Genomic DNA, 14,633 nt, shown 5'->3' on the forward strand with positions numbered 1-14,633 from the left:
CCCTTCTACCAGGTCGAGTTCGGCGCCGTCCGCATCTACCGCCTGCTGGCCGATGGCCGTCGCCAGATCAGCGCCTTTCACCTGGCCGGAGAAACATTCGGCTTCGAGGCCGACAGCACGCATCATTTCTTCGCCGAGGCAATCAACGCCACCGGCATCCGCGTCTTCCGCTTCGCCACGGGGGCGGACATCTCCCGTCAGTTGCTGCCGCTGGCGCTCAAAGGGCTGACCAGGGCGCAGGAACACCTGTTGGTCCTCGGCCGCCAGAATGCCATCGAACGCGTCGCCGCCTTCCTCCTCGACATGGCCGAGCGGCAGGGCGGATTGCAGCCGATCGAGCTGCCGATGTCGCGCATGGACATCGGCGACTATCTCGGCCTCACCATCGAGACCGTGTCGCGGGTGCTGACCCGGCTGAAGGACAAGGGCGTGATCCGCCTCACCAGCCTGCGCAGCATCGAAATCGTCAAGCACGACGCGCTGCAAGACATGAGCGAATGACCAACGGGTAGCGTATTGCTTCCGAACAACCCAGGACTAGAGGCCGCATATGACCACGAATAGCGCAATTACCACACGTACCGGATTTCGCTTTGAGGTGCGCCGTGCGCGGCCTGAAGACGAACCGACCCTGGCGGAATTCTTCACCCATGTGACGCCAGACGACCTGCGATTTCGCTTTCTCGGCGGAGTGAAAGAAGTTTCGCACGAGCGGCTTGTGGCAATGACGCGGTCCGATGATGCACGAATACACAATTTTCTTGCGTTCTCGACCGACGGAATGCTGATCGCGGTCGGAACACTCGCGTGCGATGAGGCTCGTCGGCACGGAGAGGTCGCGATCTGCATCAGAGCGGATCGCAAGCATATGGGCGTCAGCTGGGAACTGCTCGCCTACATAGCGAGATATGCCGAAGGCTTGGGCCTCAATACAATCGAGTCGATCGAGAATCGCGAAAACCGTGCAGCTATCGAGCTTGAACGTGACATGGGGTTCACCGTCACGGCTTACCCCGACGATCCGACCCTAGTCCTGGTTCAACGCCAGCTGGGCAGCGGACTACCGAACTAACTGCCACAGCTTGCCAGTTTTCAGAGACTCGGAAATGGAGTTTGCTGCCCACGGCCTTTCCTCCTCCGTGGGATCGACGCTGGATCCGGCAGCCTCATGTCATGCTTGGAATGCAGGCGGACGCTGCTGAGCAAGTTGACGTGGCGATCCGGAGCGCGGTAAAGGCGAAGGCGGAAACGCCCTTTCGGTAGCAAAATGGTAGCAGCGGCCACCCTCGGCTCCTGTCGAGCCAGAAAACCTAACGAAATCAGGCACGGAGGAATGGCCGAGCGGTTTAAGGCACCGGTCTTGAAAACCGGCGTGGGTGCAAGCTCACCGTGGGTTCGAATCCCACTTCCTCCGCCATTGGTCATTGATTTAACTGAACAATCTTCTGTTTTGTTGGACGTGCGTACACAATTGCGCACAGTTGAGGACGGAAGAGAATGCCAAAGGTTTCCCATATCTACTATGCCTTGAACAGGGGCGCTGGTCGTTGAGAGGTTTGAACATCGCAGCGGCGTCGGCCATTCTTTGTTGTGGATCAGTTCCGATGGGAAGCCGATCTATTTCCCGCTAAAACGTGGGGACGGTCCGGCGTGATCTCCTCGATCCGCGCCTTAGCTCGTCAGGAACCATCGCCTGTTCAAGCGCTTCGGCCACCCCTTGGCCGCTGTGGTCCGGATCGTCCGCCAATGCGGCTTGTTGAAACGGTCGTTGCCGGCTTCTCCGGTCATTCTGCGGGGTCGCTGCTGTTCAGGCTACACATACGGATCAACCAGCCTCCGCCGACCTGACGCTGAAAGACGCTGAGCGAAGTTCCGTTTCCGGTCGCCGCGCCTTCCGAATAGGCCGCGAGAGACCAGGCTAGGTCACCGGACCCTCCTGCCTGCGTTATGACCAGAGTTTTGTCGGGAGTGGCGTGTTGGGTCCAGATGCCGTGCAGTGCCTCTATCGCCGCGCGGCCGCGAGCCGGCGGCGCATAGGGAGAATGCAATTCTGCGTCAGATGTAAATATGGCCGCGCAACCGACAGCGTCCCCGGTCCGATAGGCCGCAATGTAGATGTTCCAAATTCCCTGTAATTCATCGCGGATCGACACAATCCCCACTCCCTGGCCAGCTCCTTAATTTGCATGCTTCGAATATTAGCATGAATGTATGCAATCGCGAGTGGGTCACCGCCCCGCCGCGAAGCACCAATAATTTGGGGGCTAATATTCTGTCAGGCCGTTTCTTCATGGCGGGCAGGAAGTTGCGAGCCATAGCATTGCCCTTTCGGCCAATGAATGGCTAACGTCACGCCGCGAGCGAGCAGACGGGCCGCTGCAGAAGTGTAGTTGGGGGTGCAATGTCGAAGTTGTCTATGTGGTGGCGCAACAGACGCCATCCAATTCCGAAGAGTGCCACAATCGGGCGCTGGACTTACGGTATTGACGACGGTCAAAAAATTGCCGGATGCGGTCCAGAGTCACCGCTTGAGATCGGTTCCTTTTGCTCAATCGCTGCGGAGGTCGTGCTCTTGTGCAGCGGCAACCACCCAACGGACTGCGCGACGACGTCCTATGTCCACTCGAATATGATGGGAAAGGCCTCGCCTTGGGACCGCCCCGGAAAGGGCGGAATCAAGGTCGGTAATGATGTATGGATCGGCAGAAGAACCCTTATCCTGCCTGGAGTGAACGTCGGCCACGGTGGCGTTGTGGGAGCGCAAGCCACGGTTACGAAGGACGTGCCACCCTACGCCATTGTCGGCGGCAACCCGGGCAAGATCATCCGGCTACGCTTCTCCGAAGAAATCATCGGTAAAATGCTGGTTATTCGCTGGTGGGACTGGGACGACGAAAAGATCAAGCAGGAGGCCGATTTCTTGACAGGTCCGATCGATGCTTTCGTGGCTCGGCATTTCACGCCACAGACCATCCGGGCACTTCACGGCACAGCTCGTGAGGTCGAGGCGCGAAAAGCTCTCGCATAGCGTCGCTCGAAAGTCAGCTTCCAGCGCCTGTTCCTGTTCCGGTCCCGCTGCTGGCCTTCGTAATCGGGAATGATCGTGAAGAACACCGGCCGTCGGTGGCGGCCGCAGCTTGCAGCTCAAGCAGTCAAAGATCCCCAGCAGATCCTGTGCGTCGAGCCATGGTCGACGCCGAGCCTGTCGATGAGCGCCTGGAGCTTGGTCAATTTGCAGCACATCGGATGCCCGCAATTGACGTACATCGTCTCACGGGCGGCCAGGGTGCCGACGAGGGTATTTTTGAGGTTTGGCGATCTCCATTGAAGGGTCGCCGTAACGAGGAACCTATTCCTGAAATCGAGCTGGCCGGTAAGTGAACAATCAGGGGATACCGTCGAACGCACAGGGCCGACTCCTTGCATTTTAGCCAACTTGAATGTGAGAAGGGTCATGGAATTCCGAGCGGGGGCTCATGACCACAGACCTATTTCTCGCCGCTGTCGCGGCGTTCTCGATTCTCGTCCCGCTCTACTTCATCCTGAGGTGATGCGTCAGGCCCTCTCCGAGCCTCACCAGAGCGCGTTTCTGCTCCTTGCAAAGGCCCGAAAGTATAACCCATCTAACTGGAATGAACTGTGATCCATCTTTCGGGAAGGCCAGATGTTTCCAGATGGCGATCCAGCGGGCGCACGCTAAGCCCTGCACGGACGGAAGGCTTTATCGCCCGAATCGGCTAAGCCTTGAGGGATGAACGAGACCTCACTTTATGCACCGGTGAAGCGGTTCCTCGAAAGCCTCGACTTCGTCGTGAAAGGCGAGATCGGCGGCTGCGACATTGTTGCGTTGCGCGAGGGCGAGCCGCCGGTCGTCGTCATCTGCGAACTGAAGCTGCAGTTCAATCTCGAACTGGTGCTGCAAGGCGTCGATCGCGCGACGGTCTGCGACGAGGTGTGGCTGGCCGCGCGCATGTCGGTGCGGGGCAAGGGACGCGAAGGCGATGCCAGGTTTCGCAATCTCTGCCGCAGGCTTGGCTTCGGCCTGCTTGGCGTGACCACGAATGATCGGGTCGAGGTGCTTCTCAGCCCGATCGCGCTGTCGCCGCGCAAGAATGCGCGACGGCGCTCTCGGCTGATCGACGAACATCAGCGCCGCCGCGGCGATCCCGTTGCGGGAGGCGGGTCGCGCAATCCGATCATGACGGCGTACCGGCAAAGCGCCCTCGCCTGTGCCGCCGCAATGGCCGACGGACCCAAGCGTCCGCGTGATCTGAAGGTGCTGACGCCGATCGCGCCCAAGATCCTGCTGCACAATGTCTATGGCTGGTTCGCGCGCGTCGACCGTGGTCTCTATGACCTTACCGACGCCGGCCGCGCTTCGCTGGTTCGTTGGCCGCAATTGCCTGACGCAGCAGAGCAGACGACAGATTTGAACGTGTCGGACGGGTGAAAAAGGGCGCATGTCCGGTCGGGCGGTCGCCGATCACATTTCGATCATCGATTTCTGATCGGTGCGGAATGCCCCGTCATGTTGATTTTTCCGACAAAACATGCTGCTTGTCCCGCCCATGAAGAAGCTCTGCATGACCGCCTTGGCGTCTGTGACGCTGAGTTTTCCGGCCAACGCAATGGACAGTGCATTGCGCGCCGGCCTGATGAAACTCGATCCGCAAACCCGCCTTGAACAACGTTGTGACGCTGAAGTGCTCGACCGGATCACTCACGACGATCGCAAATTCAAAGCGGATCGCGTCGTCGCCTACGCCTTCGCGACGCCCGAGATGGGCACGGATGCAATCAGGAGCCCGGGTGCCGCGTTTCGCAGCAAGGGGCAATGGTACCGGTTGAAGTTCAAGTGCCAGACGGGGCCGGACCATATGCAGGTTCTGCAACTCCGCTACCGGATCGGTGATGAGATTCCGGAAACCGATTGGGCAAAGTACAATCTCTACGATTGATTTGTTCTCGGCCGTGGCGGTTTTGCCCGGCTGTCGGAAAGTGCCGCAGATCATTTGATCCGGCCTCGGTGGAACGATGGTTTGGTGACGCCGCCATGGGCGAACCCTTGACGTCAAGGGATCACCAAGTTAGGGCCCGTCTGGATAATCGACGAACACTCGGCAAACAGGCAAGGGCTTCCGGTCGATGGACATTTTCAGCGCTGCCAGCCTGACGGCCCTGCTCCAGGTCATCGCCATCGACCTCGTGCTTGCTGGCGACAATGCGATCGTCATCGGCCTTGCTGCCGCGGGCTTGCCGGCCGAACAACGCAAGAAGGCCATCCTCATCGGCGTGCTGGCGGCAACGGTGCTGCGCATCGGTTTCGCCTCGGTGACCGTCAGGCTGCTGGCGATCGTCGGCCTGCTGCTGGCCGGCGGTATCTTGCTGCTGTGGGTCTGCTGGAAGATGTACCGCGAGCTGCGCACGTCGCATGCCGATGAGTTGGAAGCGACCGAGGCGCTGTCGAATTCCGATCTCGACAACGATAACGCGGTGGCCGGGAAGACGAAGCGCAAGACGCTCGGCCAGGCAGCATTGCAGATCGTCGTCGCCGACGTGTCGATGTCGCTCGACAACGTACTGGCGGTCGCGGGTGCCGCGCGCGATCATTTCCCGGTGCTGGTCATAGGCCTCGTGCTGTCGATCGCGCTGATGGGCCTGGCGGCCAGTTTCATGGCCAAGCTGCTGCACCGCCATCGCTGGATCGCTTATATCGGCCTGCTCATCATTCTCTATGTCGCGGTCGACATGGTCTATCGTGGGGCGATGGAAGTGTGGCCGCATGTCAGCAATGCGGTAAGCTGAAGAAAGCCTGTCTCCGGATCGTTCGATCTGGCTTGAGGTTTCACGCTTGATCGCCACGCGTCTGGCCATCGGTGTCTTCAACCATACCAATGCCGCAATAAGTGTGGTACTGGCGCCGCAATCCTGAAAAGTCCGGAAACCCTATATGTCCGCTCCCCGCGTGAGTTTTGTCAGTCTTGGATGCCCGAAGGCCCTGGTGGATTCGGAGCGCATCATCACGCGCCTGCGCGCCGAAGGCTACGAGATCGCGCGCAAGCACGACGGCGCTGATCTCGTCGTCGTCAACACCTGCGGCTTTCTCGATTCCGCGCGTGACGAGTCGCTCAACGCCATCGGCTCCGCGCTTTCGGAAAACGGCAGGGTCATCGTCACCGGTTGCCTGGGCGCCGAGCCGGACGTGATCCGCGAGAAGCACCCCAACGTTCTCGCCATCACCGGCCCGCAGGCCTATGAGAGCGTGATGGCCGCCGTGCATGAAGCGGCGCCACCTTCGCATGATCCCTATGTCGACCTGTTGCCGCCGCAGGGCGTCAAGCTGACGCCGCGCCACTATGCCTATCTCAAGATTTCGGAAGGTTGCAACAACCGCTGCACCTTCTGCATCATCCCTGCGCTGCGTGGCGATCTTGTCTCGAGGCCGGCGGCCGATGTGCTGCGCGAAGCCGAGAAACTGGCCAAGGCAGGCGTCAAGGAACTTCTGGTCATCTCGCAGGACACCAGCGCCTACGGCATCGACATCAAGTACCAGACCAGCATGTTTGGCGACCGCGAGGTCCGGGCGAAGTTCCTCGATCTGTCCGAGGAATTGGGCAAGCTCGGCATCTGGGTGCGCATGCATTATGTGTACCCCTACCCGCATGTCGCCGACATCATCCCGCTGATGGCCGAAGGCAAGATCCTTCCCTACCTCGACATCCCGTTCCAGCACGCCTCGCCGCAGGTGCTGAAGAACATGCGCCGGCCCGCCCATGGCGAGAAGACGCTCGAGCGCATTCGCGGCTGGCGTGAGGTGTGCCCGGATCTTGCCATCCGCTCGACCTTCATCGTCGGCTTCCCCGGCGAAACGGACGAAGATTTCGAGATGCTGCTCGACTGGCTGGACGAAGCCAGGATCGACCGTGCCGGCTGCTTCAAATACGAGCCGGTCCGGGGCGCCCGCTCCAACGACCTGGGCCTCGACCAGGTTCCGCAGGAGATCAAGGAAGCGCGCTGGCACCGCTTCATGCAACGCCAGCAGAAGATTTCGGCGACGCAGTTGGCCAAGAAGGTCGGCAAGCGCCTGCCGGTGCTGATCGACGAGGCGCACGGCACCTCGGCAAAAGGCCGCACCAAATACGACGCGCCTGAGATCGACGGCTCGGTTCACATCCAGTCGCGCCGTCCGCTGCGCCAAGGCGACATCGTCACCGTCAAGATCGATCGCGCCGATGCCTACGACCTCTACGGGTCGGCGGTCTGATTTCATTCCGTTCACGCAAGCAAATGAAAAAGGGCGCCTCGCGGCGCCCTCTTCATTTCGACATCCGTGCGGCTTACTGCGGCAGCTTGTCGTCGACACCCTTCACATAGAAATTCATGCCGAGCAGCGTGCCGTCGTCGGCGACTTCGCCGTCCTTCAGCCACGGCGTGCCGTCCTGCTTGGCAATCGGTCCGGTGAAGGGGTTCCAGCCGCCCGCGATCTTCTTCTCGGTCGCCTCGGCCATCGCCTTCACGTCGTCGGGCATGTTGGTGTAGGGGGCGAGCTTGACCGCGCCGTCCTTGATGCCGAGCCAGACATTGTCCGGCTTCCAGGTGCCGTCGATGGCTGCCTGGACCCGGCTGATGTAGTACGGACCCCATTCGTCGGTCAGCGAGGTCAGCTGCGCGTTCGGCGCGAATTTGATCATGTCGGAAGATTGGCCGAAGCCGTGCAGCTTGCGCTCCTCGGCCACCTGCAGGGCGGCGGTCGAATCGGTGTGCTGGACGATGATGTCGGCACCCTGGTCGAACAGCGCCTTGGCGGCGTCGGCTTCCTTGCCCGGATCGAACCAGGAATTCACCCAGACGATCTTGGCCTTGAAGTTCGGATTGATTGACTGCGCGCCGAGCATGAAGGAGTTGATGCCCATAACCACTTCGGGAATCGGGAAGGAAACGATGTAGCCGGCGACGCCGGACTTGGATTCCTTGGCGGCGATCTGGCCAAGCACGTAGCGGCCTTCGTAGAAGCGCGCATTGTAGATGCCGAGATTATCGCCGGTCTTGTAGCCGGTCGCGTGCTCGAACATCACTTTGGGGAATTTCTTGGCCACCTTCACTTCGGCGTCCATGAAGCCGAACGATGTGCCGAAGATCAGCTTGCAGCCTTCGCGCGCCAGACGCTCGAAAGCGCGGTCGGCGTCGGGGCCTTCGGAGACGTTCTCCAGATAGGCTGTTTCGACCTTGTCGCCGAGCGCCTTCTCGACCTCAAGGCGGCCCTGATCATGCTGGTAGGAATAACCGAAATCGCCGATCGGGCCGGTATAAACCCAGCAGGCTTTCAATTTGTCGGCGGCCTCCGCTGATGCTGCCAGCGAAAATGCCGCCGTCGTGGTCATCAGGGCAATAAGCAGTTTTTTCATTGTGTTACCTCTCTGTGTTAAGCCTTGGAGCTTCCCGTTTGTTTTTGTTGTCAACGATCTGGAACGAATGGCTGCCCCAAGGAAGCCGGCGTGTTCATCATCGTCAGACGCTTGTTGCGCGAGATTAGAACGAGAACCACGATGGTTGCCAGATAGGGCAGAGAAGAAAGCATCTGCGATGGCACAGGAATGCCAAAAGCCTGTGCATGAAGCTGGCCGATCCACACCGCGCCGAAGATGTAGGCACCGGCCAGTACGCGCCACGGCCGCCACGAGGCGAACACCACCAGCGCCAGCGCGATCCAGCCGCGGCCGGCGGTCATGTTCTCGACCCATTGCGGCGTGTAGACGAGCGACAGATGGCCACCGGCGAGGCCGGCACAGGCGCCGCCGAAGATGACCGAGAGATACCGATAGCGGATGACCTTGATGCCGAGAGCATGCGCCGAGGCGTGGCTATCGCCGATCGAGCGCAGCGTCAGCCCGGTACGCGTCTTGAACAGGAACCACATGACGGCCGCCGTCAGCGCGATCGAGATGTAGAAGATCGGGTCCTGGCCGAACAACAGCCTGCCGATCACGGGAAGAGAGGTCAGGCCGGGAATGTCGAGATTGGGCAGTCTTTCGCCCGGCTGACCGACGAAGCTCGTCCCCATCATCCCGGAAAGGCCAAGACCGAGCAGCGTCAGCGACAGGCCGGTCGCCACCTGGTTGGTGGCCAGCGACAGCGTCATGACGGCAAACAGCAGCGAGAACAGCGCCCCCATAGCGATTGCCGCCAAAAGGCCGATCCACGGCGATCCGGTCAGATAACCGGCGCCGAAGCCGCCGACCGCCCCCATGATCATCATGCCCTCGACGCCGAGATTGAGCACGCCGGAGCGCTCGACCACCAGTTCGCCGATCGCCGCGATCAAAAGCGGCGTCGCCGCCGTGGCGATGGTCAAAAGGATGTTGACGGTGATGTCCATCAGCGGGCTTCCTTCAACTTTGGCGCGGCTTCGAGTTTGGCCGCGGCTTCCGGTTTCGTCAGCGCCAGGCCGATCAGACGGATGCGGTAGTGGATGAGCGTGTCGCAGCCGAGAACGAAGAACAACAGCATGCCCTGGAACACCCGCGCCACCTTGTCGGAAATGCCGAGCGCGCTTTGCACGGCTTCGCCACCGAGATAGGTCAGCGCCAGCACCAGGCCGGCGGCGACGATGCCGAGCGGGTTGAGCCGGCCAAGGAAGGCCACGATGATGGCGGTGAAGCCATAGCCGGGAGAAATCACTGGCTGCAGTTGGCCGATGGCGCCGGAGACTTCCGAGATGCCGGCAAGACCCGCCAGCGCACCCGACAGCAAGAAGGCAAAGAACACCATGCGGTTGAGACCGAAGCCGGCGAACCGCCCTGCCCGCGGGCTCGACCCCAGCACGCGAACCTCGAAGCCCTTCAGCATGCGGCTCATCAGGATCCAGATCAACACCGCGGCGATCAGCGCGAAGACGAAGCCCCAGTTCGCCCGCCCGGCGTCCGGCATCAACTCCGGCAACACGGCAGAGTCACCGAACTGGATCGTCTGCGGGAAACCATGGCCCTGCGGATCGCGCCAGGGGCCGCGCACCAGCCAGTCGAGGAACAGCTGGGCGACATAGACCAGCATCAAGCTGGTCAGGATCTCGTTGGTCCCGAAACGCGTCTTGAGCAGAGCCGGGATCGCCGCATAGGCCGCACCGCCGACCATGCCGAGCAACAGCATCAGCGGCAGCACCAGCGGGCCTTCGAACTGCGGAAACAGAACCGGAATGGCCGAGCCGAAGATGGCCCCGAAGATGAACTGGCCCTCGGCGCCGATATTCCAGATGTTGGCCTTGTAGCAGACCGACAGGCCCACAGCGATCAGGATCAGCGGCGCCGCCTTGATCGCAAGCTCATGCAACTGCCAGACCTGGCTGACCGGTTCGATGAAATAGATCCGGAACGCGGTCAACGGATTGACGCCGAGCAGCGCGAACATGATGGCGCCGGCGATGATGGTCAGCACGAAGGCCATGAACGGCGACAGTGCCGAAAACAGCGCCGAGCGCTGCGGACGCTTGACGAGTTCGAGGCGCATCATGCCGTCTCCAGCGTGTGTTCGGCGTGGCCGGGCTCGGCGCCGCCCATCAGCAAGCCGACTTTCTCGAAGGTCGCTTCGGCGATCGGCATGGCCTTGGACAGCTCGCCATTGTGCATGACCGCGATGGCATCCGATATCTCGAACAGTTCGTCGAGGTCCTGGCTGATCACCAGCACCGCCGATCCGCTGCGCGACAGTTCGATCAAGGCCTGGCGGATGTGGGCGGCGGCACCGGCGTCGACGCCCCAGGTCGGCTGGTTCACCACCATGACGCTGGGCCGGCGGTCGAGTTCGCGACCGACGATGAATTTCTGCAGATTGCCGCCCGAAAGTGCCGCGGCTTCCGGATCCGGTGCGCTCTTGCGCACGTCCATCGCCGCGATGATGCGTTGGGACGCGGCGTAGATAGCGCCGCTCTTCACCATCCCGCCAGTGCCGACAAAGGCCTTGCCGTCGGTGGCATGGCGCGACAACAGCAGGTTTTCCGAGAGCTTCATGCGCGGTGCCGCACCGTGGCCGAGACGTTCTTCGGGGACGAAAGCGGCACCCAGCAAACGCCGTCCGGTGATGGTGAGGCCACCGGCGTCCTTGCCGCGGATGCGTACGGATGCGGCATCCTGCTGCAACACCTCGCCCGAGACGGATTCGAAGAACTCGCCCTGGCCGTTGCCGGCGACGCCGGCGATGCCGATCACCTCGCCGGCGCGGACATTCAGGCTGATGTTCCTGAGCGGGATAGAGAACGGCGTCGCCGGCTTGCGGGTCAGGCCGCGGATTTCGAGCAGCGGCTGCGCCGTCTCGATCCCCTCGACCGGCGCACGCACCACGGCCTGCACTTCGTTGCCGACCATCATGCGGGCCAGCGAGGCCGCGGTCTCTTCGCGCGGATTGCAGTGGCCAACCACCTTGCCATGTCGCAGCACGGTGGCGCGGTCGCAGATGCGTTTGACCTCTTCGAGCCGGTGCGAAATGTAGAGGATCGATTTGCCTTCCGAGCGCAGCCGCTCCAGCGTCTCGAACAGCTTGTCGGCTTCCTGTGGCGTCAGCACCGAGGTCGGCTCGTCGAGGATGATGAGTTGCGGCGTCTGCAGCAGGCAGCGGATGATCTCGATGCGCTGGCGCTCGCCGACCGACAGGTCGCCGACCATAGATTCAGGATCGAGCGGCAGGCCATAGCTGTAGGAAAGCGCCCTCGCCTTCGCCGCGATGCTGCTGATCGGCGAGCCGTCGTCCAGGGATAACGCGATGTTCTCCGCCGCCGTCAGCGCCTCGAACAGCGAGAAATGCTGGAACACCATGCCGATGCCGAGCTTTTTCGCAACGCCAGGGCTGGTGATCCTGACCGCCTGGCCGTTCCAGAAAATTTCCCCGGAATTGGGCTCCAGCGATCCGAAAAGCATCTTGACCAGCGTCGACTTGCCGGCGCCGTTCTCGCCGAGCAATGCGTGGATTTCACCCCTGGCGATGTCGAGATCGATATGATCGCACGCCGTCAGCGTACCGAATATTTTGGTAAGGCCACGAACCTCGAGCAAGTTCGTGCCATCCTGATTTGCACTCACAGTGCCTCCCATCTGGTTAGCCAGATATGTTCTGTGTTCCCGCAAGCATGGTAGGCGCGGCCGGCTCCTATCGGAAAGCGGCACGCGTCTTGAAAGAGCTTCAAGAATTTCAGCGGAAATTCAAGGGATAGCAAGCCAGAAGGGACTAAGGGATGAGAATGGTGGTCCCGGTTGTCCTGCGGCCTTCGAGGTCCGAATGCGCCTTGCCGGCATCCTTCAGCGCGTAGCGCTGGTTGATCCTGATCTTCACCGCGCCGCTGAGCACGACCTCGAACAAGGCGGCGGCGGAGGCCTCGAGGGCCTCACGTTTTGCATTGTAGACGAACAACGTTGGCCTTGTGGCGAACAAGGAGCCCTTCTGGGCCAGCAATGATATGCTGAATGGCGGGATCGGCCCCGAGGACTGGCCGAAGCTGACGAACATGCCGAGCGGCTTCAGGCAGTCCAGCGACGCCGGAAACGTGTCGTTGCCGACCGAATCGTAGACGACATCGCATTTTCCGCCGCCCGTGATGGCGGCGACGCCGGCGACGAAATCCTGCTCCTTGTAGTTGATGACATGGTCGAAGCCATGCGCCTTGGCGAGTTCGATCTTGTCGGCCGAGCTGGCCGTGCCGATGACCGTCGCACCGAGATGTTTCGCCCATTGGCCGAGGATCAATCCGACGCCGCCGGCCGCGGCGTGAAACAGGATGGTGTCGCCTGCCTTCATCTTGAAGGTGCGGCGCAGCAGGTACTCGGCGGTCATGCCTTTCAGCATCATCGCGGCCGCCTGTTCGTCGCTGATGCCATCCGGAACCCTGACGACGCGGCTGGCGTCGATAACCCGCTCTTGCGCGTAAGCGCCCGTGGTCACCGCATAGGCGATCCGGTCGCCCGGCTTCAGCCAGTCGACGCCCTGGCCGACTTCCAGCACCACGCCGGCGGCTTCACTGCCGGGGACAAGCGGAAATCCGCCAGGCGGCGGATAGAGGCCCGAACGATGATAGACGTCGATGAAATTGAGGCCGATCGCCGTGTGCTTGATCAGGATCTGCTCGGAGCCCGGCCGGCCGGGATCGGCATCCTCATAGGTGAGAACTTCCGGACCACCATTGGCGTGGATACGGATCGCCTTGGACATGGGTTAGGCTTCCTCTGGCTGATCAGGCCTTTTTAGCACCGAGATTTGGAAAGAACTGCATGATCCCGCCGATACAGGCAAGGTAGAGCCCGGTAATGGTGATACCAATCTTGGTGAAGGTGCCGACCTGCTCGCCCAACACGCCGATCTGATCGTAGAAGGCGGCGAGTGCCGCTTGCGCCAGGGCAAGTGCGCCGAAGGCGCACCACAAAAGGGTCATCGCAAGATTGATGGGCCGCAACCGCACCACCCTCACCGGATGGATGAAGTTGATCGGCACGAAAGTCAAAATGCCGGCCACCACCACCACCGCGAGCGAAACCCATTGTCCCGGCTCAATGACAAACAGTGTGAAGACCACCATGTTCCAGACCACGGGGAAACCCTTGAAGAAGTTCTCCTTCGTCTTCATGCCGGTGTCGGCATAGTAGATGGCGCTGGAGACGACGATGATCGCCGCCGACAGGAATGACAGTCCCTCCCCCATGAAGCCGCGCTGATAGAGCGCGAAGGCCGGGATCAGGACGTAGGTCACGTAGTCGATGATGTTGTCGAGGAGTTCGCCTGACCATGTCGGCAGGATTTCCTTCACCTCGAGCTTTCTGGCAATCGGTCCGTCGATACCATCGACGAACAGCGCCAGGCCGAGCCACCAGAACATCGCCGTCCAGCGCTCTTCGCTCGCCGCCACCAGCGACAGGAACGCCAGGAACGAGCCCGACGCTGTGAGCAGATGGACGGAAAACGCCCTCGCCTGCGGCCAGGTGACTTTCTTCTTCGGCCGCGGAATCCGATCCCTGATCTTCTTGGCCGTTGTGTTTTTGCTCACGGGCCCCGCCAATCCAGCTTGCAGATTTCGGCCGAACGGCCAGCGAAATTCCAGTTGCGGCCGAAAGCCCGCATCTTGCTCTTGTCGGACTTGGCCACGATGATCTCCGGCGCGATCCAGTATTCCGAATTGCTGATCACCGTATCCTTGTCGCGGTCCTTGCCGGGAATGGGCGTTACCGCCCCGTCGATGATCTTCGGTATCTGGAAGATGCGCGTCTTGTCGCGCGTCTCGTAGGTGATCGGCGCCTGCTCGACGCCGAGGAATTTGCCGACAAGGATGGAGAGCAACGAGGTGGTGCCGCCCGCCTTGCCGGTGAAAATCCTCGTCAACGCCTTGACCGCGTAGACAGTGGCGCGCTTGTCGATGAACAGGCCGGCGGTCCAGTTGCCGCGGCTCATGTAACCGGGGATTTCCATGACCAGCCCGAGATTGAGACCAGACAGGTCGACGTCGCCGAAATGGCCGGCATCGATGCGAAACCCCGCCCAGGTCTGGCAATAGCCTTCGGTTGGCGGATGATTGCCGAGAGACAGCACGCAAGGACAGAAAACCGTGCAATTGCAGGAGAGTACGAGCTCTCCCTTCATCGCCCAGCCCTGATCTGCCATCG

16 protein-coding genes and 1 tRNA gene are annotated in these 14,633 nt (G+C 61.3%); 9 read left to right on the forward strand and 8 right to left on the reverse strand.

Features of this window, described 5'->3' with window-relative positions; genetic code table 11:
• The 3 genes from BLS48_RS30300 to BLS48_RS30310 form a co-directional block, all read left to right on the forward strand.
• Positions 1 to 501 (forward strand): helix-turn-helix domain-containing protein (locus BLS48_RS30300; RefSeq protein WP_091585863.1); only part of this gene is annotated, 501 nt, incomplete at its 5' end.
• Between the two features lie 49 nt (positions 502 to 550).
• Positions 551 to 1,072, forward strand: a complete 522-nt coding sequence (locus BLS48_RS30305) for a GNAT family N-acetyltransferase (protein ID WP_091585749.1) — start codon at positions 551 to 553, stop codon at positions 1,070 to 1,072.
• Between the two features lie 255 nt (positions 1,073 to 1,327).
• Positions 1,328 to 1,417, forward strand: a tRNA-Ser gene (locus BLS48_RS30310).
• A 367-nt stretch (positions 1,418 to 1,784) separates the two neighbouring features.
• Here BLS48_RS30310 and BLS48_RS30315 read toward each other — a convergent pair.
• The gene (locus BLS48_RS30315) at positions 1,785 to 2,162 is read right to left on the reverse strand and encodes a YybH family protein (RefSeq protein WP_342028546.1); all 378 of its coding nucleotides are present in this window, start codon (positions 2,160 to 2,162) and stop codon (positions 1,785 to 1,787) included.
• Between the two features lie 239 nt (positions 2,163 to 2,401).
• Between BLS48_RS30315 and BLS48_RS30320 the strand changes: the two genes are divergently transcribed.
• The 6 genes from BLS48_RS30320 (at position 2,402) to rimO (ending at position 7,264) form a co-directional block, all read left to right on the forward strand.
• Positions 2,402 to 3,028 carry a CatB-related O-acetyltransferase gene (locus tag BLS48_RS30320; RefSeq protein WP_244529975.1) on the forward strand — a complete coding sequence of 209 codons (627 nt, stop codon included), beginning with the start codon at positions 2,402 to 2,404 and terminating at the stop codon, positions 3,026 to 3,028.
• A gap of 158 nt (positions 3,029 to 3,186) precedes the next feature.
• Entirely contained in the window at positions 3,187 to 3,381 is a 195-nt protein-coding gene (locus BLS48_RS35325) for a hypothetical protein (RefSeq protein ID WP_143019552.1), read from the forward strand.
• A 370-nt stretch (positions 3,382 to 3,751) separates the two neighbouring features.
• A complete protein-coding gene (locus BLS48_RS30330; protein ID WP_091585753.1) occupies positions 3,752 to 4,450 on the forward strand; it encodes a DUF2161 domain-containing phosphodiesterase in 699 nt (232 codons plus the stop codon).
• A 100-nt stretch (positions 4,451 to 4,550) separates the two neighbouring features.
• Positions 4,551 to 4,958, forward strand: coding sequence for a DUF930 domain-containing protein (locus tag BLS48_RS30335; protein ID WP_167365306.1), 408 nt, complete (start codon positions 4,551 to 4,553; stop codon positions 4,956 to 4,958).
• A 187-nt stretch (positions 4,959 to 5,145) separates the two neighbouring features.
• Positions 5,146 to 5,805, forward strand: coding sequence for a TerC family protein (locus BLS48_RS30340; RefSeq protein WP_091585755.1), 660 nt, complete (start codon positions 5,146 to 5,148; stop codon positions 5,803 to 5,805).
• Between the two features lie 145 nt (positions 5,806 to 5,950).
• Positions 5,951 to 7,264 carry a 30S ribosomal protein S12 methylthiotransferase RimO gene (rimO, locus tag BLS48_RS30345; protein ID WP_091585757.1) on the forward strand — a complete coding sequence of 438 codons (1,314 nt, stop codon included), beginning with the start codon at positions 5,951 to 5,953 and terminating at the stop codon, positions 7,262 to 7,264.
• A gap of 73 nt (positions 7,265 to 7,337) precedes the next feature.
• Here rimO and BLS48_RS30350 read toward each other — a convergent pair whose 3' ends face one another.
• The 7 genes from BLS48_RS30350 to BLS48_RS30380 form a co-directional block, all read right to left on the reverse strand.
• Positions 7,338 to 8,405 carry a BMP family ABC transporter substrate-binding protein gene (locus tag BLS48_RS30350; protein WP_091585759.1) on the reverse strand — a complete coding sequence of 356 codons (1,068 nt, stop codon included), beginning with the start codon at positions 8,403 to 8,405 and terminating at the stop codon, positions 7,338 to 7,340.
• A 50-nt stretch (positions 8,406 to 8,455) separates the two neighbouring features.
• Positions 8,456 to 9,376: an ABC transporter permease gene (locus BLS48_RS30355; RefSeq protein ID WP_091585761.1), complete on the reverse strand. Its 921-nt coding sequence runs from the start codon at positions 9,374 to 9,376 to the stop codon at positions 8,456 to 8,458.
• Positions 9,376 to 10,506: an ABC transporter permease gene (locus tag BLS48_RS30360; RefSeq protein ID WP_091585763.1), complete on the reverse strand. Its 1,131-nt coding sequence runs from the start codon at positions 10,504 to 10,506 to the stop codon at positions 9,376 to 9,378. The genes BLS48_RS30355 and BLS48_RS30360 overlap by 1 nt, the downstream gene beginning before the upstream one ends.
• Positions 10,503 to 12,080 carry an ABC transporter ATP-binding protein gene (locus BLS48_RS30365; protein WP_167365307.1) on the reverse strand — a complete coding sequence of 526 codons (1,578 nt, stop codon included), beginning with the start codon at positions 12,078 to 12,080 and terminating at the stop codon, positions 10,503 to 10,505. Before BLS48_RS30365 ends, BLS48_RS30360 begins: the two co-directional genes overlap by 4 nt.
• Positions 12,081 to 12,213: 133 nt before the next feature.
• Positions 12,214 to 13,191, reverse strand: a complete 978-nt coding sequence (locus BLS48_RS30370; RefSeq protein WP_091585765.1) for a quinone oxidoreductase family protein — start codon at positions 13,189 to 13,191, stop codon at positions 12,214 to 12,216.
• 22 nt (positions 13,192 to 13,213) lie between these two features.
• A complete protein-coding gene (gene pcsA / locus BLS48_RS30375) occupies positions 13,214 to 14,020 on the reverse strand; it encodes a phosphatidylcholine synthase (protein ID WP_167365308.1) in 807 nt (268 codons plus the stop codon).
• The gene (locus BLS48_RS30380; protein ID WP_091585767.1) at positions 14,017 to 14,631 is read right to left on the reverse strand and encodes a DUF1326 domain-containing protein; all 615 of its coding nucleotides are present in this window, start codon (positions 14,629 to 14,631) and stop codon (positions 14,017 to 14,019) included. The genes pcsA and BLS48_RS30380 overlap by 4 nt, the downstream gene beginning before the upstream one ends.
• Positions 14,632 to 14,633: the final 2 nt, after the last annotated feature.

The organism is Mesorhizobium qingshengii, from assembly GCF_900103325.1.
Lineage (GTDB): Bacteria > Pseudomonadota > Alphaproteobacteria > Rhizobiales > Rhizobiaceae > Mesorhizobium > Mesorhizobium qingshengii.